Origin of the sequence: Tsukamurella tyrosinosolvens (genome assembly GCF_900104775.1) — a bacterium.
Classification (GTDB): Bacteria; Actinomycetota; Actinomycetes; order Mycobacteriales; family Mycobacteriaceae; genus Tsukamurella; species Tsukamurella tyrosinosolvens.
The window spans coordinates 804,838-826,970 of the sequence record NZ_FNSA01000003.1; the positions used below are offsets into that span (position 1 = coordinate 804,838).

Annotated in this window: 26 protein-coding genes and 1 riboswitch; of the genes, 12 read left to right on the forward strand and 14 right to left on the reverse strand. The window is 74.0% G+C overall.

Features of this window, described 5'->3' with window-relative positions; translation table 11 throughout:
* The 4 genes from BLW32_RS05370 to BLW32_RS05385 are packed head-to-tail and all read right to left on the reverse strand — an operon-like array spanning position 1 to position 3,403.
* Complete coding sequence (locus BLW32_RS05370; protein ID WP_068740895.1) at positions 1-1,668, reverse strand: DNA repair helicase XPB; 1,668 nt, start codon at positions 1,666-1,668, stop codon at positions 1-3.
* Positions 1,669-2,370, reverse strand: a complete 702-nt coding sequence (locus BLW32_RS05375; RefSeq protein WP_068740896.1) for a YqeB family protein — start codon at positions 2,368-2,370, stop codon at positions 1,669-1,671.
* Complete coding sequence (locus tag BLW32_RS05380; RefSeq protein WP_068740897.1) at positions 2,367-2,948, reverse strand: TetR/AcrR family transcriptional regulator; 582 nt, start codon at positions 2,946-2,948, stop codon at positions 2,367-2,369. Before BLW32_RS05380 ends, BLW32_RS05375 begins: the two co-directional genes overlap by 4 nt.
* Positions 2,949-2,983: 35 nt before the next feature.
* The gene (locus BLW32_RS05385; RefSeq protein ID WP_068740898.1) at positions 2,984-3,403 is read right to left on the reverse strand and encodes a DUF6069 family protein; all 420 of its coding nucleotides are present in this window, start codon (positions 3,401-3,403) and stop codon (positions 2,984-2,986) included.
* Between the two features lie 192 nt (positions 3,404-3,595).
* Here BLW32_RS05385 and BLW32_RS05390 point away from each other — a divergent pair, with 192 nt between their 5' ends.
* On the forward strand, positions 3,596-3,958 hold the full coding sequence (locus tag BLW32_RS05390) for a YciI family protein (RefSeq protein ID WP_068741220.1): 363 nt from the start codon (positions 3,596-3,598) through the stop codon (positions 3,956-3,958).
* Entirely contained in the window at positions 3,955-5,166 is a 1,212-nt protein-coding gene (locus BLW32_RS05395; RefSeq protein WP_068740899.1) for an RNA polymerase sigma factor, read from the forward strand. The genes BLW32_RS05390 and BLW32_RS05395 overlap by 4 nt, the downstream gene beginning before the upstream one ends.
* Before the next feature lies 1 nt (position 5,167).
* Here the strand turns inward: BLW32_RS05395 and BLW32_RS05400 are convergent, their stop codons facing one another.
* Entirely contained in the window at positions 5,168-7,345 is a 2,178-nt protein-coding gene (locus tag BLW32_RS05400; RefSeq protein ID WP_068740900.1) for a helicase-associated domain-containing protein, read from the reverse strand.
* Positions 7,346-7,384: 39 nt separating this feature from the next.
* On the opposite strand from BLW32_RS05400, the gene BLW32_RS05405 reads away from it, so the two are divergent.
* From BLW32_RS05405 to BLW32_RS05420, 4 genes are read left to right on the forward strand one after another with little or no spacing between them, the layout of a single operon-like run.
* On the forward strand, positions 7,385-7,579 hold the full coding sequence (locus BLW32_RS05405) for a hypothetical protein (RefSeq protein WP_068524106.1): 195 nt from the start codon (positions 7,385-7,387) through the stop codon (positions 7,577-7,579).
* The gene (gene moaC / locus BLW32_RS05410) at positions 7,576-8,055 is read left to right on the forward strand and encodes a cyclic pyranopterin monophosphate synthase MoaC (protein WP_074850370.1); all 480 of its coding nucleotides are present in this window, start codon (positions 7,576-7,578) and stop codon (positions 8,053-8,055) included. The genes BLW32_RS05405 and moaC overlap by 4 nt, the downstream gene beginning before the upstream one ends.
* Entirely contained in the window at positions 8,048-8,548 is a 501-nt protein-coding gene (locus BLW32_RS05415) for a MogA/MoaB family molybdenum cofactor biosynthesis protein (RefSeq protein WP_068524110.1), read from the forward strand. The genes moaC and BLW32_RS05415 overlap by 8 nt, the downstream gene beginning before the upstream one ends.
* Entirely contained in the window at positions 8,541-8,981 is a 441-nt protein-coding gene (locus BLW32_RS05420) for a molybdenum cofactor biosynthesis protein MoaE (protein ID WP_068740902.1), read from the forward strand. Before BLW32_RS05415 ends, BLW32_RS05420 begins: the two co-directional genes overlap by 8 nt.
* A 74-nt stretch (positions 8,982-9,055) precedes the next feature.
* Here BLW32_RS05420 and BLW32_RS05425 read toward each other — a convergent pair whose 3' ends face one another.
* The 5 genes from BLW32_RS05425 to BLW32_RS05445 form a co-directional block, all read right to left on the reverse strand.
* Positions 9,056-10,030 (reverse strand): hypothetical protein, encoded by a 975-nt coding sequence (locus BLW32_RS05425; protein WP_068740903.1) that lies wholly within the window; start codon positions 10,028-10,030, stop codon positions 9,056-9,058.
* Positions 10,031-10,234: 204 nt separating this feature from the next.
* The gene (locus tag BLW32_RS05430; protein WP_068524115.1) at positions 10,235-10,897 is read right to left on the reverse strand and encodes a transglycosylase family protein; all 663 of its coding nucleotides are present in this window, start codon (positions 10,895-10,897) and stop codon (positions 10,235-10,237) included.
* Positions 10,898-10,907: 10 nt separating this feature from the next.
* Positions 10,908-11,069, reverse strand: a riboswitch (cyclic di-AMP (ydaO/yuaA leader).
* Between the two features lie 150 nt (positions 11,070-11,219).
* A complete protein-coding gene (locus BLW32_RS05435; protein ID WP_068524117.1) occupies positions 11,220-11,459 on the reverse strand; it encodes a MoaD/ThiS family protein in 240 nt (79 codons plus the stop codon).
* A 4-nt stretch (positions 11,460-11,463) separates the two neighbouring features.
* Positions 11,464-12,453, reverse strand: a complete 990-nt coding sequence (gene moaA / locus BLW32_RS05440; protein ID WP_068524119.1) for a GTP 3',8-cyclase MoaA — start codon at positions 12,451-12,453, stop codon at positions 11,464-11,466.
* Positions 12,450-12,671 carry a hypothetical protein gene (locus BLW32_RS05445; RefSeq protein ID WP_068524121.1) on the reverse strand — a complete coding sequence of 74 codons (222 nt, stop codon included), beginning with the start codon at positions 12,669-12,671 and terminating at the stop codon, positions 12,450-12,452. Before BLW32_RS05445 ends, moaA begins: the two co-directional genes overlap by 4 nt.
* A 79-nt stretch (positions 12,672-12,750) precedes the next feature.
* Between BLW32_RS05445 and BLW32_RS28295 the strand changes: the two genes are divergently transcribed.
* Positions 12,751-13,176, forward strand: a complete 426-nt coding sequence (locus BLW32_RS28295) for a cold-shock protein (RefSeq protein ID WP_068524124.1) — start codon at positions 12,751-12,753, stop codon at positions 13,174-13,176.
* Here BLW32_RS28295 and BLW32_RS05455 read toward each other — a convergent pair.
* Entirely contained in the window at positions 13,173-13,787 is a 615-nt protein-coding gene (locus BLW32_RS05455) for a TetR/AcrR family transcriptional regulator (protein ID WP_068740904.1), read from the reverse strand. The two genes, BLW32_RS28295 and BLW32_RS05455, sit on opposite strands and share 4 nt — an antisense overlap.
* A 35-nt stretch (positions 13,788-13,822) precedes the next feature.
* Between BLW32_RS05455 and BLW32_RS05460 the strand changes: the two genes are divergently transcribed.
* Complete coding sequence (locus BLW32_RS05460) at positions 13,823-15,214, forward strand: DHA2 family efflux MFS transporter permease subunit (RefSeq protein WP_074850372.1); 1,392 nt, start codon at positions 13,823-13,825, stop codon at positions 15,212-15,214.
* A 14-nt stretch (positions 15,215-15,228) separates the two neighbouring features.
* Here the strand turns inward: BLW32_RS05460 and BLW32_RS05465 are convergent, their stop codons facing one another.
* Complete coding sequence (locus BLW32_RS05465; protein ID WP_082791293.1) at positions 15,229-15,768, reverse strand: DUF2771 family protein; 540 nt, start codon at positions 15,766-15,768, stop codon at positions 15,229-15,231.
* On the reverse strand, positions 15,761-17,479 hold the full coding sequence (locus tag BLW32_RS05470; protein WP_068524130.1) for an MFS transporter: 1,719 nt from the start codon (positions 17,477-17,479) through the stop codon (positions 15,761-15,763). Before BLW32_RS05470 ends, BLW32_RS05465 begins: the two co-directional genes overlap by 8 nt.
* Positions 17,480-17,565: 86 nt before the next feature.
* Between BLW32_RS05470 and BLW32_RS05475 the strand changes: the two genes are divergently transcribed.
* Genes BLW32_RS05475 through BLW32_RS05485 form a run of 3 tightly spaced genes read left to right on the forward strand, consistent with a single transcriptional unit; the run spans position 17,566 to position 21,408 of the window.
* A complete protein-coding gene (locus BLW32_RS05475) occupies positions 17,566-18,294 on the forward strand; it encodes a DUF3027 domain-containing protein (protein ID WP_068524133.1) in 729 nt (242 codons plus the stop codon).
* A gap of 1 nt (position 18,295) precedes the next feature.
* Positions 18,296-20,818, forward strand: a complete 2,523-nt coding sequence (locus BLW32_RS05480; protein WP_068740906.1) for a sacsin N-terminal ATP-binding-like domain-containing protein — start codon at positions 18,296-18,298, stop codon at positions 20,816-20,818.
* Positions 20,812-21,408, forward strand: coding sequence for a phosphatase PAP2 family protein (locus tag BLW32_RS05485; protein WP_068740907.1), 597 nt, complete (start codon positions 20,812-20,814; stop codon positions 21,406-21,408). Before BLW32_RS05480 ends, BLW32_RS05485 begins: the two co-directional genes overlap by 7 nt.
* Here BLW32_RS05485 and BLW32_RS05490 read toward each other — a convergent pair.
* A complete protein-coding gene (locus BLW32_RS05490) occupies positions 21,347-21,616 on the reverse strand; it encodes a DUF2530 domain-containing protein (RefSeq protein WP_068627131.1) in 270 nt (89 codons plus the stop codon). The two genes, BLW32_RS05485 and BLW32_RS05490, sit on opposite strands and share 62 nt — an antisense overlap.
* A gap of 55 nt (positions 21,617-21,671) precedes the next feature.
* Between BLW32_RS05490 and BLW32_RS05495 the strand changes: the two genes are divergently transcribed.
* Positions 21,672-22,112: a MarR family winged helix-turn-helix transcriptional regulator gene (locus BLW32_RS05495; protein ID WP_068524720.1), complete on the forward strand. Its 441-nt coding sequence runs from the start codon at positions 21,672-21,674 to the stop codon at positions 22,110-22,112.
* The last annotated feature ends 21 nt before the right edge of the window (positions 22,113-22,133 follow it).

Consider the following 22,133-nt stretch of genomic DNA (forward strand, 5'->3'; position numbering starts at 1 on the left):
TCAGCCGGCCTCGCCGATGGCGGGGCCGAGGATGTCGTCGGCGTCGACGATGCGGTAGGCGTAGCCCTGCTCGGCCAGGAAGCGCTGGCGGTGCGCGGCGTAGTCGGCGTCGAGGGTGTCGCGGGAGACGACGGAGTAGAAGTGCGCCGTGCCGCCGTCGTGCTTGGGGCGCAGGAGTCGGCCGAGGCGCTGCGCCTCCTCCTGCCGCGAGCCGAACGTGCCCGAGACCTGCACGGCGACGGAGGCCTCCGGCAGGTCGATGGAGAAGTTCGCGACCTTGCTGACCACCAGTGTGGAGATCTCGCCCGCGCGGAAGCGGTCGAACAGCGCCTCGCGCTCCTTGTTCTTGACGGAGCCGGTGATGACGGGGGCGTCGAGCTCGCGGCCCAACTGCTCGAGCTGGTCCAGGTAGGCGCCGATCACCAGCGTGGGAGCGCCCTTGTGCCGCTCCAGGATCGACTTCACGACCGCCACCTTCGTCGGGGCGGTGGACGCCAGCTGGTACCGCTCGTCGGGCTCGGCGGTCGCGTACTGCATGCGCTGGTTCTCGGTGAGCGTGACCCGCACCTCGACGCAGTCGGCGGGCGCGATCCACCCCTGCGCCTCGATGTCCTTCCACGGTGCGTCGTAGCGCTTCGGCCCGATGAGCGAGAAGACGTCGCCCTCGCGGCCGTCCTCGCGCACCAGCGTCGCCGTGAGGCCGAGCCGCCGGCGCGACTGCAGGTCGGCGGTCATCCGAAACACCGGCGCGGGCAGCAGATGCACCTCGTCGTAGATCATCAGGCCCCAGTCGCGCGAGTCGAACAGGTCGAGGTTCTTGTACTCGCCCTTCGACTTCCGCGTAAGCACCTGGTAGGTGGCGATGGTGACCGGGCGGATCTCCTTCTTCTCACCCGAGTACTCGCCGATCTCCTCCTCGGTGAGCGACGTGCGCGCCAGCAGCTCCCGCTTCCACTGCCGTCCCGCGACGGTGTTCGTCACCAGGATCAGCGTCGTGGCCTGCGCCCGCGCCATCGCGGCCGCGCCGACCATGGTCTTGCCCGCGCCGCAGGGCAGCACGACGACGCCGGAGCCGCCCAGCCAGAACGAGTCCGCCGCGACCCTCTGGTAGTCGCGCAGCTCCCACGGGTCGGACTCGGTGTCCAGTGCGATCGGGTGCGATTCGCCGTCCACGTAGCCGGCGAGGTCCTCGGCGGGCCAGCCGACCTTGAGCAGCAGTTGCTTGAGGTGGCCGCGCTCCGACGGGTGCACGACGACGGTGTCGTCGTCGATGCGGGCGCCGACCATCGGCGCGATCTTCTTGTGCCGCAGCACCTCCTCCAGCACCGCGCGGTCCAGCGAGACCAGGGTGAGGCCGTGCACGGGGCTCTTCACCAGCTGCAGCCGTCCGTACCGGCTCATGGTGTCCACGACGTCCACCAGCAGCGGCTGCGGCACCGGGTACCGCGAGAAGCTGACGAGGGCGTCCACCACCTGCTCCGCGTCGTGCCCGGCGGCGCGCGCGTTCCACAGAGCCAGCGGTGTCACGCGATAGGTGTGCACGTGCTCCGGCGCGCGCTCGAGCTCGGCGAAGGGCGCGATCGCGGCGCGTGCGGCGCCGGCCAGCTCGTGGTCGACCTCCAGCAGGAGGGTCTTGTCGGACTGGACGATGAGGGGTCCGTCGGTCATCTATCCATTGTGCCGCGCCGGGCGGAACTCCTGCTCGTCGCCGTTGTCGCGGACCACGACGCCGGCCTCGCCGAGCCGCAGCCGCAGGTCGCGAGCGGTGGGCGCGCGCTTCTCGGCCCGGGCCACCGCGCGCTCGCGCAGCAGCGCCTCGACGTCCGGATCCACGTCGCCGCGGCCCTGCACGAACCGCGTGTACTCGGCCTCGTACGGATCCGCGTCGCCGCGCCACGGGTAGCACGCGTCGGTGAGGGCCCTGGCGATCCCGGCCTTGGGCACCCCGTCGGTGCCCGCGGCCGCGAGGAGGCGGCCCCGTCGGTCCAGGAAGGTCAGCTCGCCGCCCCGCCCGAGGAAGGCCTCGCCGATCTCGTCGCGCGCCATCCAGCGGCGGTGGCCGCCCGCGGCGAGCTCCACGCGATCGTCGGCCACGGTCAGCGCCGCGACCTCGTGCTGCCACGCCGCGACCAGGATGATGCCGCCGATCAGGCCGACGACCGTGAGTACCCCGGCGGCGACGCCGACCGGCAGCTGGGCGGCGATGCGCAGCGGCCCGGGGGAGCCGTCGAGGGTGCGCTCCAGCCACCCGACCAGGCCGCGCACGATCAGGCCGAGGACGGCGCCGAGCGCGGTGGTCGCGGAGACGGTCGCGAGCTGCAGCGCGCGGGAGACGCCGATCGTCCTGGTGGGGGCGGCGGTGGTGGTCATGCGTTCTCCGTTCGCAGGTAGGCGAGGGCGGCGCGGCGCACATCGGGCCGGACGTCGCCGTCCGCGAGGTGCGCGCCGTCGGTCAGGGCGACGAGGAAGGCCGCGGCGTGCGCGGGATCGAGGCCGGGGTCGAAGGCCCCGTCGGCCTGGCCCCGCGCGATGATCTCGGCGAGGGCGCCCCGGACCAGCCCGTCCGCTGTGGCGACGATCTCGGCGAGCGCCGGATCGGCGGGAACACGGCGGATGATCTCGGCGACGAGGCCGGGGGCGACGGGGTCGACGGCCGACTCGGCGAGCGCGTCGACCACGATCGCGATGGCCGCGCGCGGATCGGGCTCGGCGAGCGCCCGGTCGCGGAGCGTGGCGTTGCGCTCGACGTCGGCGTCGAACAGGGCGCGGAAGAGGCCTGCCTTGTCGGTGAAGTAGTAGAAGACGGTGCCGGAGCTGACGCCGGCGCGCGTCGCGATGTCCGCGGCGCGGGCGCGCTCGAAGCCGGCGGCGGAGAACTCCGCGGCCGCCGCGTCCAGGATGGCGGCGCGGCGGCGGGCGGTGAGAGCGGGGTCGACGGTGCGGGCCATGCCCCGAGAATATATATAACTGAGCGATCAGTCAATCAATTGTCGGCGAGGCGACGGGCGAGCACCGGCACCACGATCGCGGCCGCGGCGACGTGCGTGAGGATCAGGACCGCGGCCGACGCCGCGTCGAAGCCGAAGGTCAGGTCCGGCACGATCGACAGCACGAGCAGCGCGACGCACGTGCGCACGAACGTCGAGCGCGGGTGCCGGGCGCGCCGCGCCAGCACGGCGGCGATGCCCACGGCGATCAGCGAGAAGATCATCGTGAGCTGCGCGAACCCGAGCAGGGGGATCGCGGAACCGTCGGGTCCGGCGAAGCTGACGCCCGCGGTGGACGCGACCGCGGCGATCGCGGTGGTGGCGACCGAGGCGACGACGGCGGCGCCGATGCCGTGCTTCCACACGGGCAGGCGGTCGGTGCGGACGGGTGCGGTGGTGGTGGCGGTGGTGCTCATGGCGTGCTCCTCAGCGGTGGTGACGGTGCCCGGGGTGGGCGCGTCCTACCCCTTCCACGAACGGGGTCGACGGATTTCGACATCGGCGCTGCGAAGAATTTCCCGGGGTGGTGTCGTATCGGTACGCCTGCGTTCGTAGTGAGGGTGAAGGGCGGCCACCGGGGCCGCCCGACGACCGAGAGGAACGAGATCATGACGCACTACCTGCTCTCCGTGCACGGCCCCGTCGAGCGTGGCGACTTCGGCGACTACGGCACCAAGGAGGCGATGGAGGAGGCGTTCGCGCGGACCGACGCCTTCAACGAGCAGCTCAAGGCAGACGGCTACTGGGTGTTCGCGGGCGGGCTCGCCGAGGCGACCACCGCCACCGTCGTCGACGGCCGCGGCGACAAGCCGATCATCACCGACGGCCCGTACCTCGAGTCGAAGGAACTCATCGGCGGCTTCTGGGTCGTCGACGCCCCGGACCTCGACGTCGCGCTCCGGCTCGCGGCCGAGGGCTCCAAGACGTGCGGCGGCACCGTCGAGGTCCGCGCCTTCGACGGGCTGGCGTGACCGACGCCGGCACCGCGCTCGACCGGGTCTTCCGCGAGGAGTACGGCCGGGTCATCGCCTCGCTCGTCCGCCGCTTCGGCGACATCACGATCGCCGAGGACGCGGCGGGCGAGGCGATCCTCGCCGCCGCGGAGAAGTGGCCCGAATCCGGCATCCCGCCGAACCCCGGTGCCTGGCTCACCACCACCGCGGGTAACCGCGCGATCGACCGGATCCGGCGCGAGAACCAACGCGACAACAAGCACAGGGCGGCCGAGATGATCCACGACGACTCCGGCCCCGAGCCGACCGGCGCGGTCGAGGACGACCGGCTGCGGCTGATCTTCACCTGCTGCCACCCGGCGCTCGCGCCCGAGGCCCGGGTCGCCCTCACCCTGCGCCTGCTCGGCGGCCTGACGGTGCCCGAGATCGCGAACGCCTTCCTCGTCGCCGAGACCACGATGGGCCAGCGCATCACCCGCGCCAAGAAGAAGATCGCCGCCGCCCGGATTCCCTACCGCGTGCCGGCGGCCGCCGACCTGCCCGATCGTGTCGACGGAGTGCTGACGGTGCTCTTCCTCGTCTTCAACGAGGGATACCTGGCCAGCGGCGACGGCGCGCCGATCCGGGAGGAGCTCAGCGCGGAGGCGATCCGGCTGACGCGCCTGGTCCGCGGGCTGCTGCCCGACGATCCCGAGGTCACGGGCCTGCTCGCCCTGATGCTGCTCACCGAGGCCCGCCGCGAGGCGCGGGTGCGCGGCGGGCAGCTCGTCCCGCTCGACGAACAGGACCGCGCGGGCTGGGACCGCGCCGCCATCGCCGAGGGCCACGGCCTGGTCCGCGAATGCCTCGCGATCAACCGCCCCGGCCGGTACCAGATCCTCGCCGCGATAGGCGCCGTCCACACCGACGCCCCGAGCGCCGACGCCGTCGACTACGCGCAGGTCGTCGCGCTGTACGACCAGCTGCTGATGATCGACGGATCCCCGATCGTGCGACTCAACCGGGCGGTCGCCGTCGCCGAACTCGACGGGCCCGAGGTCTCGCTCGCGCTCATCGACCCGCTGCCCCTGGACGGCTACCACCCCTGGCACGCCACCCGCGCGCACCTGCTGCGCAAACTCGGGCGCACCGCCGAGGCCAAGGACGCCTACGACGCGGCGATCGCCGCCACCTGCAACACCGCCGAGCGCGCCTACCTCACCCGCAAGCGCGGCGAACTGGTCTGAGCTACTCCACCGGCTCCGCGGTGGTCACGCGGTGCAGGGCGAACCGGCGGGTCGCGTCACCGTCGAGCGCGGAGAGTTGCCCGTGTCGCACCGACTCGGGCACGACGACGTGCCGCGTGAACACGCCGTTCGCGTCCACGTAGCCCAGCCTTACCGCCCGGCCCTCGCCCGCGGCGGACTGCAGCAGCTCCATCAGCTCCGGGCCGGACGTGCGGGGACCGTCGTCCGACGGGACGTCCTGCCGCCGGATCTGCACCGCCGCATCGGCGAGCTGCTCGAGCGTCGGCTGCGCCGCCGGGGGACGGGGGCGCGGCGACGGCAACCGGATCGCGGCGGGCCGCAGGTCGACGACGACGCCCCGCGAGTCCTCGGCGGCGGCGTTGAAGCCTGCGGCCGCGAGCCCCGCGACCAGGTCCGACAGGGGGACCTGGGCGATGAGCACCGTCGGCGCGACGGCCCGCAGCGCGAGCGCCTCGGCGGCGGGGGAGGCGAGGACCGCGGCGATGAGCGCGGGGTCGTCCGATCGGAGGAAGGAGCCGGCGACGCCCGCGCGCAGCGCGCCGTGCCGCCGCGCGACGTCGTCGACCAGGTACGTCAGGCCCTGCGGCACCGGCGTCACCGAGTGCGCGACGAAGAAGGCGTGCACCTCCGCCGACGTCCGGCCGGCGTCCAGTGCGCGCCGTACCGACGCGTCGGTCACGCGGTACACCGCGGCGCCGCCCGCCGACTCGAGGTCCGCGACCAGCGCGACCGCCGCCGCGAAATCGTGCGTCGTGGGACCGGGAATGGTCAGCGTGAGATCGGCCTGGAGCAGGAACTCCTCGACGGGCTTCGGCAGCGCCGCGGCCATGGCCTGTGCGGGGTCGGTGGTGCGGGCCGCGCGGCCGGCGGAGGTGAGGGCGCCGCCCGCCACCAGGCCGACGATCTGCGCCTGGTCGACGATGCCGGCGATCGCGTCCAGCGTGAGCCTGCGGTACCAGGACGGATGCGCGAACCGGGCGGCGGCGTGCAGGTCGGGCACGGCGGGGGCGGTGCCGGGCGGCGCGAGGGCCAGGGCGTCGAGCACGGCAGCGCGGTCCTGCGGGGCGACGGTGCTGCGTGCCGCCCGGTGCAGCGGCCCGACGATGCCCTCCTCGCCGCGGGTGCCGATGAGCGCCGGCTGCCGGCGCAGCTCCAGCCAGGTGCGGGCCAGCAGCGCCCAGCGCTCGGCGGGCGCGGACCGCTGCCACTCGTCGACCGCGACGGTCGGCGCGAACACCGAGTCCTCTTCACCGTCGAGCTCGCCCTCGGAGATCAGCGCGGCCGCCGCGAGCAGCTCCAACAGCAGCGCGGCGCGGTCCTCGGCCAGGCCCGCGGCCTTGGCGACCCGGCGCAGCTCGCGGATGCCGATGCCGCCGGCCTTCACCCGCTGCGCCGGGACCGCGCCCAGCACGTCGAGCACGTCGTCGGCGTGCCGCAGCAGCTCCAGCGCCGCGACCGCGCCGGCCCCGTCGGCGCCGGGGACGGGCGGACCGTCGAGCACGGGCTGCTTGAGGGACGCGCCCAGGGGGAGCTCGCCCCGCAATCGCGCGCGGACCTCCCACGGCAGCTCGACGGTCTGGTGGTCGACGCGCGCCAGCAGGCCGGACGCGAGCATGCGCTGCACCGGATGGTCGGGGGACGTGCCCGGACCCGCGGCGGCCGTGCGGCCCAGTGGTGAGCCCTCCGCGAGGCGGTCCAGCAGCGCGCGCTCGTCGGGGCCCGCGGCGGCGAGGGCGGCGTCGATGGCGCCGAGGTCGGGCGGGGTCGTCAGCTGGGTCGAGCGCCACGGCAGCGCCTCGCGGGCGGCGGCCGTCGTGTGCAGGATGTCGTCGCCCCAGGCCAGCGCCAGATCGCGGAGCTTCTCCGCCGACGCGAGCACCTGCTTCTTGAGCGCCCGGCCCCGGAGCCGGCGGGCCAGTGCGTCCGCATCCAGTGGCTCGGCGAGGAGCAGCTCGAGAACGGCCAGGTCGGGCAGGGTGAGTCGCTCCGCGACGCGGCCCAGCGAGGACGGGCTGCCCAGGCGGCTCGCGAGGACGGCGAAGCCGGCGGGGACGGGCGTCGCGACGTCGCGCCGGGCGTCGAGCAGCGCCGCGATCTCGGCGTCGGTGCGCGTCCGCAGCCACGCCGCGGGGCCCGTCGACGACGTATTACTGCTCACCGATACAGCGTAGACACCGGGGCATGTCAGAATAGCGGCGTGTCTGAGACCTCGAATGCGAAGAAGCCCGGCTACGTCGACAACGGCTGGCCGCAGGGTGCCGACGGCCACGCCGACCACGCCGTGAACGAGCTGGCCGCTCCGGTGGTCGGTGCGCTGTCGCCGTTCGGCGAGCTGGAGTTCCCGCAGCAGCACATCCCGTACGTGCACCCGTCGACCCGGATCAACCGCTGACCGGAGAGCTGACACACATCGACGATGCGGGCGCCGCCCGCATGGTCGACGTGTCCGCCAAGGCCGTCACCGCCCGCACGGCGGTCGCGGCCGGAATCTTCCGCACGACGGAGGCGGTCGTCGCCGCGATCGCCGACGGTGCGGTCCCCAAGGGCGACGTGCTCGCCACCGCCCGCATCGCGGGCATCATGGCGGTCAAGCGCACGGCCGACCTGATCCCGCTGTGCCACCCGCTGCCGATCTCCGGCGTGACCGTCGACCTGGAACCGTCGGGCGCCGAGATCGCCGTCACCGCCACCGTGCGCTGCACGGGACGGACGGGCGTCGAGATGGAGGCGCTCACCGCCGTCGCGGTCGCGGGACTGACCCTGCACGACATGGTCAAGGCACTCGACCCCGCCGCCGTCATGACGGACGTCCGCGTGCTCACCAAGGACGGCGGCAAGACCGGCCACTGGGAGAGATCAGATGACTGAACCGCTCCGCCCGTCCCGCGACCGCTGCGCCACCGTCGTGGTCGCCTCCACCCGTGCCGCCCTCGGCGAGCGCGAGGACACCACCGGCCCCGCCATCGCGGCGTGGCTCGGCGAGCGCGGCTTCGAGGTCTACGGGCCCGTCGTCGTGCCCGACGGCGAGGAGGTGGGCGCCGCGATCCGCTCCGCCGTCCGCCGCGGCGACGCCGTCGTGCTCACCACCGGAGGCACCGGGCTCACGCCCTCCGACCGCACACCCGAGGAGACGCGCGGCGCGCTGACCTTCGAGATCCCCGGCCTCGCCAACGCCATCCGCACGTCGGGCCTGCCCGACGTCCCGACGACGGTGCTCAGCCGCGGACTCGCGGGCGTCGCCGGCTCGTCGCTCGTGGTGAACCTGCCGGGCTCGTCGGGCGGGGTCCGCGACGGCCTCGCCGTGCTCGACGGCGTCCTCGTTCACGCGCTCGACCAGATCCGCGGCGGCGACCATGGCTGAGAAGCCCGCGGCGGAGGTCGTCTTCGCCCGGGTGACCGAGGAGCCGATCGACCTGGCCGCGCACGAGGCGGCCGTGACGCGGCCCGAGGCGGGCGCTGTCGTCGGCTTCATCGGGGCCGTGCGCGATCACGACGGTGGCCGCGGCGTGACGGGTCTGGAGTACTCGGCGCACCCCACCGCGGAGCGCGTCATCGCGGAGGTCGTGCAGCGTGAGGCGGACGCCGCCGAGGGCGTGCGGGCGGTCGCGGTCTCGCACCGCGTGGGCCCGCTGGCGATCGGGGACGCGGCGCTCGTCGTCGCGGTCGCGGCCGATCATCGCGCCGCGGCGTTCGCGACGTGCGCGCGTCTCGTCGACGCGGTCAAGGAAGCGCTCCCCGTGTGGAAGCACCAGCTGTTCCGGGACGGAACAGACGAGTGGGTCGGCAGCGCGTAGCCGCCGACCCACCCTTCAGCCGGTTCGTCCAAGAGTGACCGGTACTCCGCGCACGTCGTGACCTTCGTGGGGTCTTACGGACGCGGAGTGATCAAGGGGACACCGAGGCGTCCGGGCACGACCGGTGCACCGATGCCGGGGACGCCGACCGCGGCGGTCAGGCCCTGCGCGCCGATGCCGTTCGTGCCGACGCCGGCCGAGCTGCCGACGCCGCGCGCACCCGCTCCCGTGCCGATGCCGTTCGTGCCGACTCCCGCCGCGCTGCCGACGCCGCGTGCGCCGGCGCCGTTCGTCGTGACGCCGCCGGTGCTGCCGATGCCGTTCGCGGTGGCGATCGGGAAGCCCGTACCGCCGACGCCGACCGGCAGCACGCCGCCGATGCCGGCCGGGACGCGCGCGCCGCCGATGCCGGCCGGGACGCGCGCGCCGCCGATGCCGGCCGGGACGCGCGCGCCGCCGACGCCGGTGGGGAGCGTCGCGCCTCCGATGCCGGCGGGGATGGCCGCGCCGCCGATGCCCGCGGGCAGTGCCGCGGCGCCGATGCCGGCCGGCACAGCGGCCCCGCCGATGCCGGCGGGCAGGCCAGTGGTGCCGGCCGGGATGCGTGCGGCGCCGGTGCCGACGGGGACGCGCGCGGCGCCCGTACCGACCGGGACGCCGCCGACTCCCACGGGGACGGGGACGGCCGCGCCCACGGGGACGGCCGCGCCGCCGGTGCGGCCGCCGGGCGCGACGGCACCCGTGCCGGCTCCGCCGCCCACGCCGGGCACCGCGCCGGGCACCGCGACGGGGCCCACGCCGGGCACCGTCACCGCGCCGTTGCCGCCCTGCGCGCCCACGGGCCTCGCGGCGGCGGGCTTGTCGGGCGCGGGCTTCGCGGCCACGGGCTTCGCGGGCGCGGCCGGGGTCGGGACGGGGACCAGGGGGTTGCAGGGGCAGCCGGGGACCGCCCCGGCGGGACCGGCGACGACGAGGCCCGCGGCGGCGATCAGGGCGCTGAGCGCGGCGACCCTGCCGGCGGTGCGCGAGGTGCGGTGGCGAGCGATCATCCGGTGCTCTCTTTCCTGCAGAACTTTGCATTCACGAATACGTCGAAGTGAACGTAGCAGAATGTGTGCGAATGCAAAACGTTACCGTTGCGTGATCGGCCGGGGTGTCGCATTTCTGTGATCGGATCACGCGCCCGAAACGCCGAGAGGGGCCTCCGGCGTGATGCCGGAGGCCCCTCTCGGGACGTGCGTGGAGCGGTGGGCTCAGTAGCCCTTGGCCGCGGCCTGCTGCAGCATGGCGAGCACGGCGGGGTCGACCTGCTGGCCGCCGCTCTGGGCCTGCGAGATGACCTGGTTGATGTACTGCGAGTTGACCGACTGACCGGCCTGCGCGGCGGGCTTGGCGGCCGGCTTCGCAACCGGCTTGGCGACGGGCTTCGCGGCGGGCTTGGCCACCGGCTTGGCGACGGGCTTCGCGGCCGGCTTGGCGGCGGGCTTGCTCACGGGCTTGGTGACCGGCTTCGTGGTGCCGGTGTCCGTCGGGGAGACGGTGCGCGGGGTGGCCGAGCCGAGGCCGGTGCCACAGGAGGGCCATGCGCCCTTGCCCTGGCCGGCGAGGACCTTCTCGGCGATCGCGATCTGCTGTGCGCGGCTGGCCTGGTTGGCGGTGGGGGCGTACTGCGTGCCGCCGTACGAGGCCCAGGTGGACGGGCTGAACTGCAGGCCGCCGTGGTAGCCGTTGCCGGTGTTGATGGCCCAGTTGCCGCCGGACTCGCACGCGGCGACCTGGTCCCACTGGGAATCGGGGGCGGCGTTCGCGGCGGGGGCGGCGAGCGCGAGACCCGCGCCACCGAGCATCGCGCCCGCGGCGGCGACCTTCGCGGCGCTCAGGCTGGTGGTGGACTGCTTGCGGTGACGACCGGTCATCGTGTGAAGTCTTTCCTCTCTACGCGCGTGCGAAGTTAGCTGTCGGGTTCGAGCGAGAGGCTGCTCGGCCGGTTGCCCGGCTTGACCCCTAGGGCGTGTGCCCTGCGGCCTCGCGGCCGCGGATGGTTCCTCCGCCTTCGTCCAGGTGTAGATCGTGGTGCATGTCCCGAATCGAACGCTGGACGAAGCTCTGCGCTGCGATCGATCGGGTGGCTGCTGCTGCGGCCCTCAGCGACGGTAACAGACCCCGCCCCGTGGCCCAACCGTTACCGGACCGTGATTTTGCGATGTGTGACAGATGTCACTCGGACAGCGGGACGGATCAGCCGCCGGCGAACGGCGGCAGCACGTCGAGCATCGCGCCCGACGCCGGCGCCGCGACGTCCCGCACCGCCACCTCGTCGAGCAGGAAGCTGCAGCGCGTGAGGACCCGGCCCAGCTCGGGGTGTCGCGCGGCCAGCAGGTCGGCGACCTCGGCGACCGTGGCGCCGTCGGGCACCGGCACCGTCTCCTCGGGCACCCCCGCCGCGGCCCGGGCGGCGGCGAAGTAGCGGATCAGCACGCCGTCAGCCCCCGATCGCGCTCATGGGGCGCGCCGGCTGCAGGAAGGACGGGTCGTCGATGCCGTGGCCGGCCTGCTTGCCGAGCATCGCGGCGAGCCACGCGTCGGCGATCTCCTCGTCCGTCGCGCCGCCGCGGAGCAGGGGCTTGAGGTCGGTCTCGTCGGCCGCGAACAGGCACGTGCGGATCTGGCCGTCGGCGGTGAGCCGCACGCGGTCGCAGTCGCCGCAGAAGGGCCGCGTGACCGAGGCGATCACGCCGACCGTCGCGGGGCCACCGTCGACCGTGAAGCGCTCGGCGGGCGCGCTGCCCCGGGCCTCGCCGTGCGCGGTGAGGGTGAACTCGCGGCGCAGCTCGGCCAGGATCTGCTCGGCGGTGATCATCGTGCCGCGGTCCCACGTGTGGTCGGCATCCAGCGGCATGTGCTCGATGATCCGCAGCTCGTAGCCGGCCTCCAGGCACAGTCGCAGCAGCGGCCGCGCGTCGCCGAGTCGTCCGGGGCCGAGGACGGCGTTGACCTTCACCGGGGTGAGGCCCGCGTCCGCGGCGGCCCGCAGGCCGGCGAGGGCGTCGTCGAGGCGGTCGCGCCGGGTGACCTTGGCGTACTCCTCGCGATCGACGGTGTCGAGGGAGACGTTCACGCGGTCCAGGCCCGCGCCCGCGAGCTTCGCCGCGTGCCGCGCCAGCGACAGGCCGTTCGTGGTCAGCGAGATCTCGGGCCGCGGCTCCAGAGCGGCGGCGTGCGCGACGATGCGGTCGAGGTCGGCGCGCAGCAGGGGCTCGCCGCCGGTGAATCGGATCTCGGTGATTCCGAGGTCGCGGACGCCGATGGTGATGAGCCGGTCGATCTCCGGCCCCGTCAGCACGTGCTCGTTCGCCAGCCAGGGCAGCCCCTCGGCGGGCATGCAGTAGGTGCACCGCAGGTTGCACCGGTCGGTGAGGGAGACCCGCAGGTCGCGTGCGACGCGCCCGTAGCGGTCGACCAGCGGCTTCATGGCCGCGGCTCGCCGTCCCCGGCCCGCCCGCCGAGGATGACCGCGATCACGCCCACGAGGAAGCCGACGGGCGCGAGCGGCGTCAGCGCGTACACCCAGGTGGGGGCGGTGGTGCCGTCCGCGAGGAGCGGCGTGAGGAACAGGGCGGCGATCGCGATCAGCCCGATCGCGAAGAGTGCGATCGAGACGGAGACGGCGCCGGAAACGAGCTTGCCCATTCCTCTAGACTAGTCCCAGTGCGTCTCGCCGTTCGCGGGGCGCGTTTTGTTGTTCTTAGTGCAGAGCGGGTGACGAGAAGTGCCTACCGGCAAGGTCAAGTGGTACGACGCGGACAAGGGCTTCGGCTTCCTCTCCCAGGAGGAGGGCGAGGACGTGTACGTCCGGTCGTCGGCGCTGCCCGACGGTGCCGACGGGCTCAAGCAGGGCCAGCGGGTCGAGTTCAGCATGGCCGCGGGGCGTCGCGGCCCCCAGGCGCTGACGGTGACCGTGCTCGAGCCCGCCCCGAGCGTCTCGCGCGGTGCCGCCGCGGGTGGCCAGCGCGGCCGCCGGCCGGCCGCGAACCGTCGGCCCGCTGAGGATCTGAACGTGCTGATCGAGGACATGATCCAGCTGCTCGACGTGGGCGTGCAGCCCGAGCTGCGCAAGGGCCGCTACCCGGACCGCAAGGCCTCCGAGCAGATCGCCAAGGTGCTGCGCGAGATCGCCCGCGAGCTCGACTCCTAGGTCCCCGCTCGGGGCTCCCGGGGTGCCAGCAGCGGCAGGAAGCAGTCGTCGACGATCTCGGTGATGTCCTCGATCGGCACCGGCCGCAGGGTCATCGCCATCTGGTGGCGGACCAGGTCTGCGGGCAGTCGCACGATCCGGTCTGTGACCCGCGCCGGGTCGATCTCGCCGCGCTCGACGGCCCGGGCGACGGCGTCGTGCATCGATCCGCCGCGCGGCCCGACCATGAGTTCTCGAAGGTCGGCGGGCGAGTCCCCGGATTCGGCGAAGAACTCGCCGAGCCGGGTCTGCAGCAGGATCATCAGCTCGACGCGGTGGTCCGACATGGCGCGCAGGAGCGCGATCGCGTCGCCGCGCAGGGTGCCGGTGTCCGACGGGTGGGCGGTGAGGGTGTCGCCGCGGTGCGCCAGCGCGGCCCGCAGGAGTTCGACCCGGCCCGGCCACCGGCGGTACAGCACCGAGCGTGACGTCCCGGCGCGGGCGGCGACCGCCTCGAGGGTGAAGTCGCCGTAGCCCCCGTCGGTGAGCTGGTCCCACGCGGCGTCCAGGATCGCCGCCTCCAGGGCGGCGCCCCGACGGCGGGTGCGGGGCGCCTCAACGTTTGAGTCCACTTGCGTATCTTATCAACATGGCGCACATTAGATACATGACTGTATCTAATGAAGCGGTGGCGACGCGACCCATGCGCGCGCTCATCGCGACGCTGGTCCTCGGTGCGTTCGCCCCGATCCTGGACACGACGATGCTGACCATCGCGGTGCACACACTGGTCGTCGACCTGCACACCGACGTCGCGACGATCCAGTGGGTGAGCACGGCGTACCTGCTCGCGCTCGTCGTCTCGATTCCACTCTGCGGCTGGCTCGACGCGCGCCTCGGCGGACGACGGACGTGGCTCGCGGCGCTCGCCGTCTTCGCCGCCGGTTCCGCGCTGTGCGCGCTGAGCTGGAGTCCGATGAGTCTCGTCGCGTTCCGCACGCTGCAGGGCGCCGCGGCCGGGGTGCTCATGACGAACATGCAGACGATCGCGGTGCGCGCGGCGGGCGGCGGCTCCGTCGCGCGGGTCACCGCGGCGCTGGGGGTGCCCATCGCCCTCGGGCCGCTCATCGGGCCCGTCCTGGGCGGCGCGCTGCTGCACTGGGCCGACTGGCGCTGGATGTTCGCGATCAACGTGCCGCTGTGCGTCGCCGCCGTCGTCGCGGCGCTGCGGGTCCTGCCCGACGACGCGCCGGTGGCGGGGAGTGCTCCGCCGCTCGACCGCACCGGTTTGGCGCTGCTCGCGCCGGGGATCGTCCTCACGTTCTACGGACTCGCCGAACTGGCAGGGGCCGGCGCGTCGGTCGGCGTCCTCCTGGCGGTGGGGGTGGGAGCGGCGCTGATCGCGGCGTTCGGGGCGCACGCGCTGCGGGTCGGCGATCGCGCGCTCGTGCGCGTGCGGCTGCTCCGGATCCCGACCGTCGCCGCGTCGACGCTGGCCGGTCTCGTCGTGGGCGGCGCGCTCATGGGGACGATGTTCCTGCTGCCGCTGTACTGGCAGACGGTCCGCGGCGACGGTGCCCTCGCCACCGCGTTGCTCCTCGCGCCCCAGGCCGTCGGGGCGTTCGTGCCGCGGTTCTTCGTCGGTGGGCTGGTGGACCGCTTCGGTCCGCGTCCGGTGGCCGTCTCGGCGCTCGCGCTGATGGCGGCCGCGACGGTGCCCTTCGCCTTCGTCACGGCCGGGACGAGCCCGGTCGTGCTCGCGCTCGTGCTGTTCGTGCGTGGGCTGGGCCTCGGCGCGGTGCTCGTCCCGATCCTGTCGTCGGCGTACACCGGGCTCTCGCGCGATCAGTTCCCGCACGCCTCGATGTTCACCCGGGGAGCGCAGCAGCTCGGCGGAGCGATCGGCGTCGCCGCGGTCGCGGTCGTGCTGCAGGCGGGGCTCGCCCACGGGCCCGCCGACGCCGCGTTGCACCCCGCGTTCTGGGTGATGGCGGTGGTCACCGCGCTCGGCGTCGTCCCCGCGCTCCGCTTGCCGGGACGGGCGGACCGGACCGGGTGAGGCTCAGTACGCGGTCACGGCTTCTGGACCAGCGCGAAGTCCTTGGGCGTCGTGTCGATGCCCCAGACGGCCTGCGCGATGAGGTTGCCCGACGCGTCCTGGTACTGCGACGGGACGTTGATCTCGACGGCCGCGACCCACAGGTCCTCAGTCGACTTGAGGACCAGTGTCGCCTCGGCCGGATCGACGTGGGTGATCGTGTCGAGCTTCGCCTGGCCGCGCTTCGCGTCGTAGCGCTGCACCGTCAGGAACCAGGGGCGCTCGGTGATGTACTCGGGCAGCGAGATGACGACAGCCTGGCCGAACTCCACGGGCAGCTTCACGGGGCGCTGCGCGGTGTCGCACGCCGACGCCTGGACGTTGGTGCAGAACTGCATCGGCGCGACGTTCAGCATGCGGTCCCCGACGGTCGCCTGCAGCGTGGGGCGGGGCTTCGGCTCATCCCGCTTCTCGAGCCCGGCGACGATGGTGAAGGCGAACAGCACCGCCGCGGCGACGGCGAACACCGCGCCGGCGAGGAGGAGCTTCGGGCTGGGCTTGATCAATTCAGACACCGTTCATCGTGGGTGGGACGTGTTCCGGCCGCTTGCCGCCGAAGTTCGGGACGAGCGAGCCGCCGCGGTAGGTGAGCACCGTCTGCACGGTGCCGACGACCATGATCGCGGCGACGGTCGCGAAGCCGATCCACAGCGTGGGCGGCAGCAGCACGCCGAGTGCGGCGCCGCCGACCCAGCCGAGCTGCAGCGCCGTCTCGGACCGGCCGAAGGCGGAGGCGCGGGACTCGTCGGGCAGGTCGTCCTGGATGGACGCGTCGAGCGAGACCTTGCCGAGCGCCGACACCCCGGACGCGATGAAGGTCACGGCCGCGACCACGACGAGGTTGCCGAAGACCGCCGCGACGATCGCGCCGACGGTGGCCGCGACCGTCGCCTGCACGACGATGCGCGCGGGCCGCGGCAGCTGCAGCCGCGCGCCGATGCCGTTGCCGATGAAGTTGCCGATGCCGGCGGCCGCGCCGACGGCGCCGATCATCAACAGGGACTCGGTGGCGGAGCCGCCCGCCGCCTGCTGGGCTTTGCTGTAGAAGGCGATGTACAGGGTGAGGAAGCCGGTGAGTACGCGGATCGTGGTGTTGCCCCACAGGCCGGTGACCACGCTGCGGCCGAGCGGCACCCGCAGGTTCTTGAACGCCGCGCCGAGCTTCGCGCGGCCGCTCTCGGCGTCCTGCCCGCGGTCCGCCTGCCGCTCCGCGTCGCGGGCCATCGCGCCGGTGTAGGAGAGGGTGGTCGGCACCTCGCCCGCCGTGCTCTCCACCCGCTTCGGGATGCGCATGCACAGCACGGCGCCGAGCACCGCGAAGACCATGAGTGCGTACATGCCGCCCGGGATGTGCAGCATCCGGCTGAGCCCGAACTCCGCGCCGGAGGCGATCGCGCCGCCCACACCCGAGCCGACGACCAGACCGAACAGGGTGAGTCGCGAGTTCACGCGGGCCAGATCGATCGACGGGGGCAGCACCCGCGGGACCACCGCGGATTTGAGCACCGAGAACGATTTACTCATCACCATCATCGCGAGCGCGCACGGATAGAGCACCCACGGGTCGAAGTTCACCGTGTTCGCGATCGGGTCGTACTCGCAGTTCGTGATGAGCAGCACCGCCAACGCGACGCGGATCCCGAAGGACGCGGCCAGCGCGACGCGGCGCCCGTGCTGGATGCGGTCCAGCAGCGGCCCCATGAACGGCGCGATGATCGCGAAGGGAGCGATGTTCACCAGCAGGTACAGCGCGACCTTCGACTTGGACTCGGCCTGCGCCGCCGCGAAGAAGAGCGTGTTGGCCAGGGCGACCATCATCGCGGCGTCGACCGCGTTGTTGAGGATCACCGGATAGGTGAGCGCGGTCAGGCCCGACTTGTCGGCCCCGTCGGCCTTGGTGGCCTGATGCCACTTGGCGATCCCGGCCTCGGTGATCTCGCGGCTGCGCATGGCCGCCACCCGGGTGACGGTGATCTTGCGCGGCATCCGCCGCTGCTCCTCCTCGGCCGCGCGCCGATCGGCGGCGGACGGGGTGTCCTCGAGCGGGGGGAGGTGGTGGTTCGAGGTGTACTGCGGGCGCTCCGGGCCGCGTCCTGCTCCGTGGTCCCCGCCGTCGCGCTGCCCCGCGTTCGACGGGACTCGGGCACGCGGCGTCGGCCCCGGACGGCGCCGGGGCTCGTCGGGGGGATACTGCTGCTGCCCCGGATGACCGCTCACACGGACCATTGTTCCGCATCCGCGGCGGTGCCGTCTTCGGGGGCGTGTGCCGCCCGCCTGCACCTGCGCGCCCGCCATCCGGCACAATCGGACGGGTGAGTTCCGCATTGCAGTCAGGCGCCGCGGTCGACCTCGCGCGCGCCGTACTGGAAGCCGACGAGGGCGCCCGGGTGGGCGCGCACGTCGCCACCGTGGTCGAGGACGAGTTCGCGGTGGCCCATTACTTCGAGGCCGACCTGCCCGCGTACCGCGGCTGGCAGTGGTGCGCCGTGATCGCCGCCACCCCCGGCGGTGAGCTCACGGTGTCCGAGACCGCGCTGCTGCCCGGCCCCGGGTCCCTCACCGCGCCCGAGTGGGTGCCGTGGGAGGAGCGCATCCGCGCCGGCGACCTCGCCCCGGGCGATACGCTGCCGCCCCGCGAGAACGACGCGCGCATCGAGCCCGGCCACGCCCTCTCCGGCGACCCGGCGCTCGACGACGTGGCCGGCGAGATCGGCGTGAACCTCGAGCGCGTGATGTCGCGGTTCGGCCGGATCGACGCCGCCGAGCGCTGGCTGGCCGGCGACTTCGGCCCCGAGTCCGAGATGGCCCGCTCCACCCGCTACCACTGCGGCGACTGCGCCTTCTTCCTGCCGCTGGCCGGCGCCCTGGGCGCGGCCTTCGGCGCCTGCGGCAACGAGTACTCGGCCGACGGCCACGTCGTGCACGCGCACTACGGCTGCGGCGCGCACTCGTCGGTCACGGCACCGTCGGGCCAGGGGAGCCCCGCGTACGAGCCCTACGACGACGGCGCCGTCGAGAAGGTCCCCGCCGAGCAGGCCTGACATGGCCGCCGATCCGTTCGGTACCGCCGCGCTCCGTCGCGCGACCCTCACCTCCTGGCGCGATTCGCCCACCCGCGCCGCCGAGGATCTGGCCGCCGAGCGCGACCTGGTCACCGTCGGCTACCGCGACCGCGTCGCCGTGGAGCTGGCGCAGAACGCCGCGGACGCCGCCACGGCCGCCGGGATCCCCGGCGAGCTGGCGGTGTGGTCCGAGCCCGACGGGGTGCACGTCGCCAACACCGGCGCGCCGCTGTCGAAGGCCGGGGTCGCCTCCCTCGCCGCGCTGCGCGTGTCCCCGAAGTCCGACGGTGCCTCCGTCGGCCGGTTCGGGGTCGGCTTCGCCGCCGTCCTGACGGTGACCGACCACGTCGAGATCCGCTCCGCCGACGGCGGTGTCGCCTTCTCCGCCGAGCGCTCCCGCGCGGACGCCGGGTCGGACGAGGTCGCCGCGATGCGCCTGCCCTACCCGGTCGCCACGCCGCCGCGCGCGGGCTACGCCACCGAGGTCGTGCTCGTCGGCGCCGATCCCGCGCTGCTCGCCGAGTTCGCCGACCAGGCCGGGGACCTCCTGCTGGATCTGCCCGCGCTCGTCGCGATCACCGTCGGCGAGGAGCGGTTCGCGGCGCCCGATCTCGTGACCGGGCGCGGGCCCCACGCGCGCTGGGTGATCGGCGCGGACGCGCGGTTCCTCCACGCGCCCACGCGCACCGACGAGCCGCTGACCCTGCCGGTGCGGGTCATCGCCGACCTGCCGACGACACCCGACCGGCGCCGCCTGCATCCCGACGCGGACGTCGCGCTCGCGGCCCGCGGGTACGCCGCGTTCGTCGCCGCACAGCCCGACCCCCTGCCGTTGCTGCCGCCGCGCCGGCCGCCCGCCGGCCCCGTCGACGCCCTGCTCCGCGAGGCGGTCGACGACGAGCTGCGCGGGCACGCCTGGGTTCCCGGGCCCGACGGTGCGCGGCTGCGCCCGGACCGTGCCGCGGTGCTGCCCGGGCTCACCGCCGAGCTGAATGCTCTGTTGTGCGAGGCGCTTCCGCTCGTGCCCCCGGCGTACTCCTCGGCGCCGGACGCGGCGCGCCTGGTCGCCCTCGGCGCCCGCGAGCTGACCGCGGCGGACCTCGCCGATGCGGTGCCCCGCGACCGCGACCCGGCCTGGTACGGCGAGCTGTACGCCGCGCTCGACGCCGCACGGCTCCCGGCCGACGACCTGGGCGCGCTGCCGGTGCCGCTCGCCGACGGACGGGTGGTGACCGGCGCGCGCGGCGCGGCAATGGTCGCGGGCGACGCCGCGGCGCTGGCACTGGTCACGTGGGCGCGGATCGTGCACCCCGCGGCCGCCCACCCGCTGCTGGAGCGCGCGGGCGCCCGCACGCTCGCCGCCGCCGACCTGCTCGGCGATCCCGCGCTGCGCGAGGAGGTGGGCCGCATCGACTGGCAGGCGGGCGCCGGCGACGAGGACGTCGAGCTCACCGAGGCCGTGCTGGGCCTGCTCGGCGACGGCGGCACCGTCGGGCCCACGTGGCTCGGCGCGCTGCCCGTCCCGGGCGACGACGGTGCGCTGTACCCCGCGGACGAACTCCTCGCCGCGGCCGCGCCGCTGCGCGAGGCGCTGGGGGAGGACCACCCGTACGGCACCGTCGACCCGGACTTCGAGGCGCGGCACCCGGCGGCGGCGCTGCGGGCGATCGGCGTCGGCTGGTCCTTCGGGGTGCTCCGCGAGCCGCTGCCGACCGGGCCCGACGCGAGCCTCGACGGCGCCGACGAGTGGTGGGCGCAGCTCCCCGCCGAACCCGACGAACTGCTCGCGGTGCGCGACCTGGACCTCGTCGAACACTGGGAGCCCGCGTACACCCTGCTCGCGGATCTGCCCGGCGTGCTGGACGATCCGGACGGCTACACCGCCTGGTGGCTGCACACCCGCACCGACCTGGGAGGCCTGCGGTCCCCGGACGACGAGACGTTCGCCGGGCTGCTCGAGCCCTGCACGCACCCCACCGCGCCGGCGCTGCGGGCCGCGCTGCTGCACGCCGTCCGCACCGACGCCGACGCGCAGGTGCTGGCCGACGCCCTCGCCGACCCCGAGCGCACGCCCGCGCCCGCCGTGGTGATCGCCGCGCACCGGGCGATCGCGGGGCACCGGCTCGCCGCACTGCCGGCCCGGGTCCGGGGGATCGACGGCGCGGTGCTCGACGCCGACGACGCCGCGGTGCTCGACGTGCCGCACGCCCGGTTCACGGCGTCGGGCCTGGTGTTCGGCGGGCTGGACGTCGCGGCGGCGCTCGCCGACACCCTGGACCTGCCGCTCGCGGGCGCCGAGCCCGTGGGGATCCCCGGCGGCGGAGAGCGGTTCGCGCGGGGCGCGCACCCGGGTGTCACGCTCGCCCAGGCGCTCGGCGAGCTGCCGGACGCCGTCGAGGTGCACGTCCACGACGACCTGGTCGTGACGGCCGCGGGCGGTGAGCGCCGGGTCCCGTACGTGGTCGTCGACGGTGTCCTGCACGTACAGTCGGGACGGTGGTGACCGACGGCGACGCATGGCCCAATCCCGTCGATCAGGGCGCGCTCGACTGGATGCTCTCGATCCGCGGTGACGCGCTGACCGTGGTGATGCGGGTGATCACGACCGTGGGGAACACCGCGTCGATGTGGGCGATCGGCATCGCGGGCTTCCTGTACCTACTTCTACGCCGCGGGGATCGGGCATGGGCGCTGTACTGCGGCCTGACCCAGTTGTTCGGGCTCGGGCTGATGGTCGTGCTCAAGGAAGTCTTCGGGCGCGAGCGGCCGCCGATACCGCCCCGGCTCGTGGTGATCTCCTCGGAGAGCTTCCCGTCCGGGCACGCGCTGAACTCGATGGTGGTCCTCGGGACCTTCGGCGTGGCCGCCTACGCCCTGACGGGCCGAAGGTGGCCCCTCGTGGCGGCGCTGGCCGGATCGCTCGCGATCGGCCTGAGCCGGGTGTACCTGGCGGCGCACTGGATGCTCGACGTGCTGGCGGGCTGGGTCATCGGGGCGGTCGTGGTCGCGGCGGGGCTGCTGGTGCTGCGGCTCATACGAGGCCGCGCTGCGCTCCCCGATCGCCGCGCAGGGCCGCCCGCCGCTGCAGGGTGAGGACCGTGGCGCCGAAGATCCCCACGCCGACGCCGCAGGCGCACACGACCCACGCGTCGCCGAACGTCTCCCGCGCGAGCAGGGCGACGACGAGAGCCACGGCGAAGGCGATGGTCCCGGCGATGACGACGGGCCGGGGCTCCGTCGCGGCGCGGGGCAGTTCGGGCGCCGAGACGGCGTTTCCCGGCTCGTTCCCTTGAAGGTTCATCGGTACTCCCGGGGTTCATGCGCGGAATTGCACTTAGCAGATGTACTCTAACGCCGTGACTGACAATGACGATCGGTTGGCGGGAGATCTCGCTCTCGCCACCGTGCGGTTCGCCCGCCACCTTCGCGGCCGGCGTCGCGATTCGCTCGTCTCTTTGACGCAGCTCTCCGCGCTCAACGCGCTCGCGAACGACGGACCCCTCACTCCGGGGCAACTCGCGGCGCGCGAACGCGTGCAGCCGCCGTCGATGACCCGGGTCATCGCGTCCCTCGCCGACCTGGGGCTGGTCCGGCGCGCCCCGCACCCCACCGACGGCCGTCAGGTGATCGTCAGCCTCTCCGACGAGGGCGAACAGATCATCACGGGCGAGGCCGCGGCCCGCGAGGCGTGGCTGCGCGGCAAGCTCGACGAGCTCTCTCCCGAGCAGCGCGCGACCCTCGGCGACGCGGTGGGAATTCTCAACGGCCTCATCGCCGCCGAAGAGAAGCAAAGCTGAATCCTCCGCGATTCCTGATCG

What these genes read in the sequence shown, in the direction of transcription:
- BLW32_RS05370 (WP_068740895.1), bottom strand. Translation starts at nt 1,668, where the DNA reads ATGACCGACGGACCCCTCATCGTCCAGTCCGACAAGACCCTCCTGCTG.
- BLW32_RS05375 (WP_068740896.1), bottom strand. Translation starts at nt 2,370, where the DNA reads ATGACCACCACCGCCGCCCCCACCAGGACGATCGGCGTCTCCCGCGCG.
- BLW32_RS05380 (WP_068740897.1), bottom strand. Translation starts at nt 2,948, where the DNA reads ATGGCCCGCACCGTCGACCCCGCTCTCACCGCCCGCCGCCGCGCCGCC.
- BLW32_RS05385 (WP_068740898.1), bottom strand. Translation starts at nt 3,403, where the DNA reads ATGAGCACCACCGCCACCACCACCGCACCCGTCCGCACCGACCGCCTG.
- BLW32_RS05390 (WP_068741220.1), top strand. Translation starts at nt 3,596, where the DNA reads ATGACGCACTACCTGCTCTCCGTGCACGGCCCCGTCGAGCGTGGCGAC.
- BLW32_RS05415 (WP_068524110.1), top strand. Translation starts at nt 8,048, where the DNA reads ATGACTGAACCGCTCCGCCCGTCCCGCGACCGCTGCGCCACCGTCGTG.
- BLW32_RS05420 (WP_068740902.1), top strand. Translation starts at nt 8,541, where the DNA reads ATGGCTGAGAAGCCCGCGGCGGAGGTCGTCTTCGCCCGGGTGACCGAG.
- BLW32_RS05425 (WP_068740903.1), bottom strand. Translation starts at nt 10,030, where the DNA reads ATGATCGCTCGCCACCGCACCTCGCGCACCGCCGGCAGGGTCGCCGCG.
- BLW32_RS05430 (WP_068524115.1), bottom strand. Translation starts at nt 10,897, where the DNA reads ATGACCGGTCGTCACCGCAAGCAGTCCACCACCAGCCTGAGCGCCGCG.
- moaA (WP_068524119.1), bottom strand. Translation starts at nt 12,453, where the DNA reads ATGAAGCCGCTGGTCGACCGCTACGGGCGCGTCGCACGCGACCTGCGG.
- BLW32_RS05445 (WP_068524121.1), bottom strand. Translation starts at nt 12,671, where the DNA reads ATGGGCAAGCTCGTTTCCGGCGCCGTCTCCGTCTCGATCGCACTCTTC.
- BLW32_RS05460 (WP_074850372.1), top strand. Translation starts at nt 13,823, where the DNA reads ATGACTGTATCTAATGAAGCGGTGGCGACGCGACCCATGCGCGCGCTC.
- BLW32_RS05470 (WP_068524130.1), bottom strand. Translation starts at nt 17,479, where the DNA reads ATGGTCCGTGTGAGCGGTCATCCGGGGCAGCAGCAGTATCCCCCCGAC.
- BLW32_RS05480 (WP_068740906.1), top strand. Translation starts at nt 18,296, where the DNA reads ATGGCCGCCGATCCGTTCGGTACCGCCGCGCTCCGTCGCGCGACCCTC.
- BLW32_RS05490 (WP_068627131.1), bottom strand. Translation starts at nt 21,616, where the DNA reads ATGAACCTTCAAGGGAACGAGCCGGGAAACGCCGTCTCGGCGCCCGAA.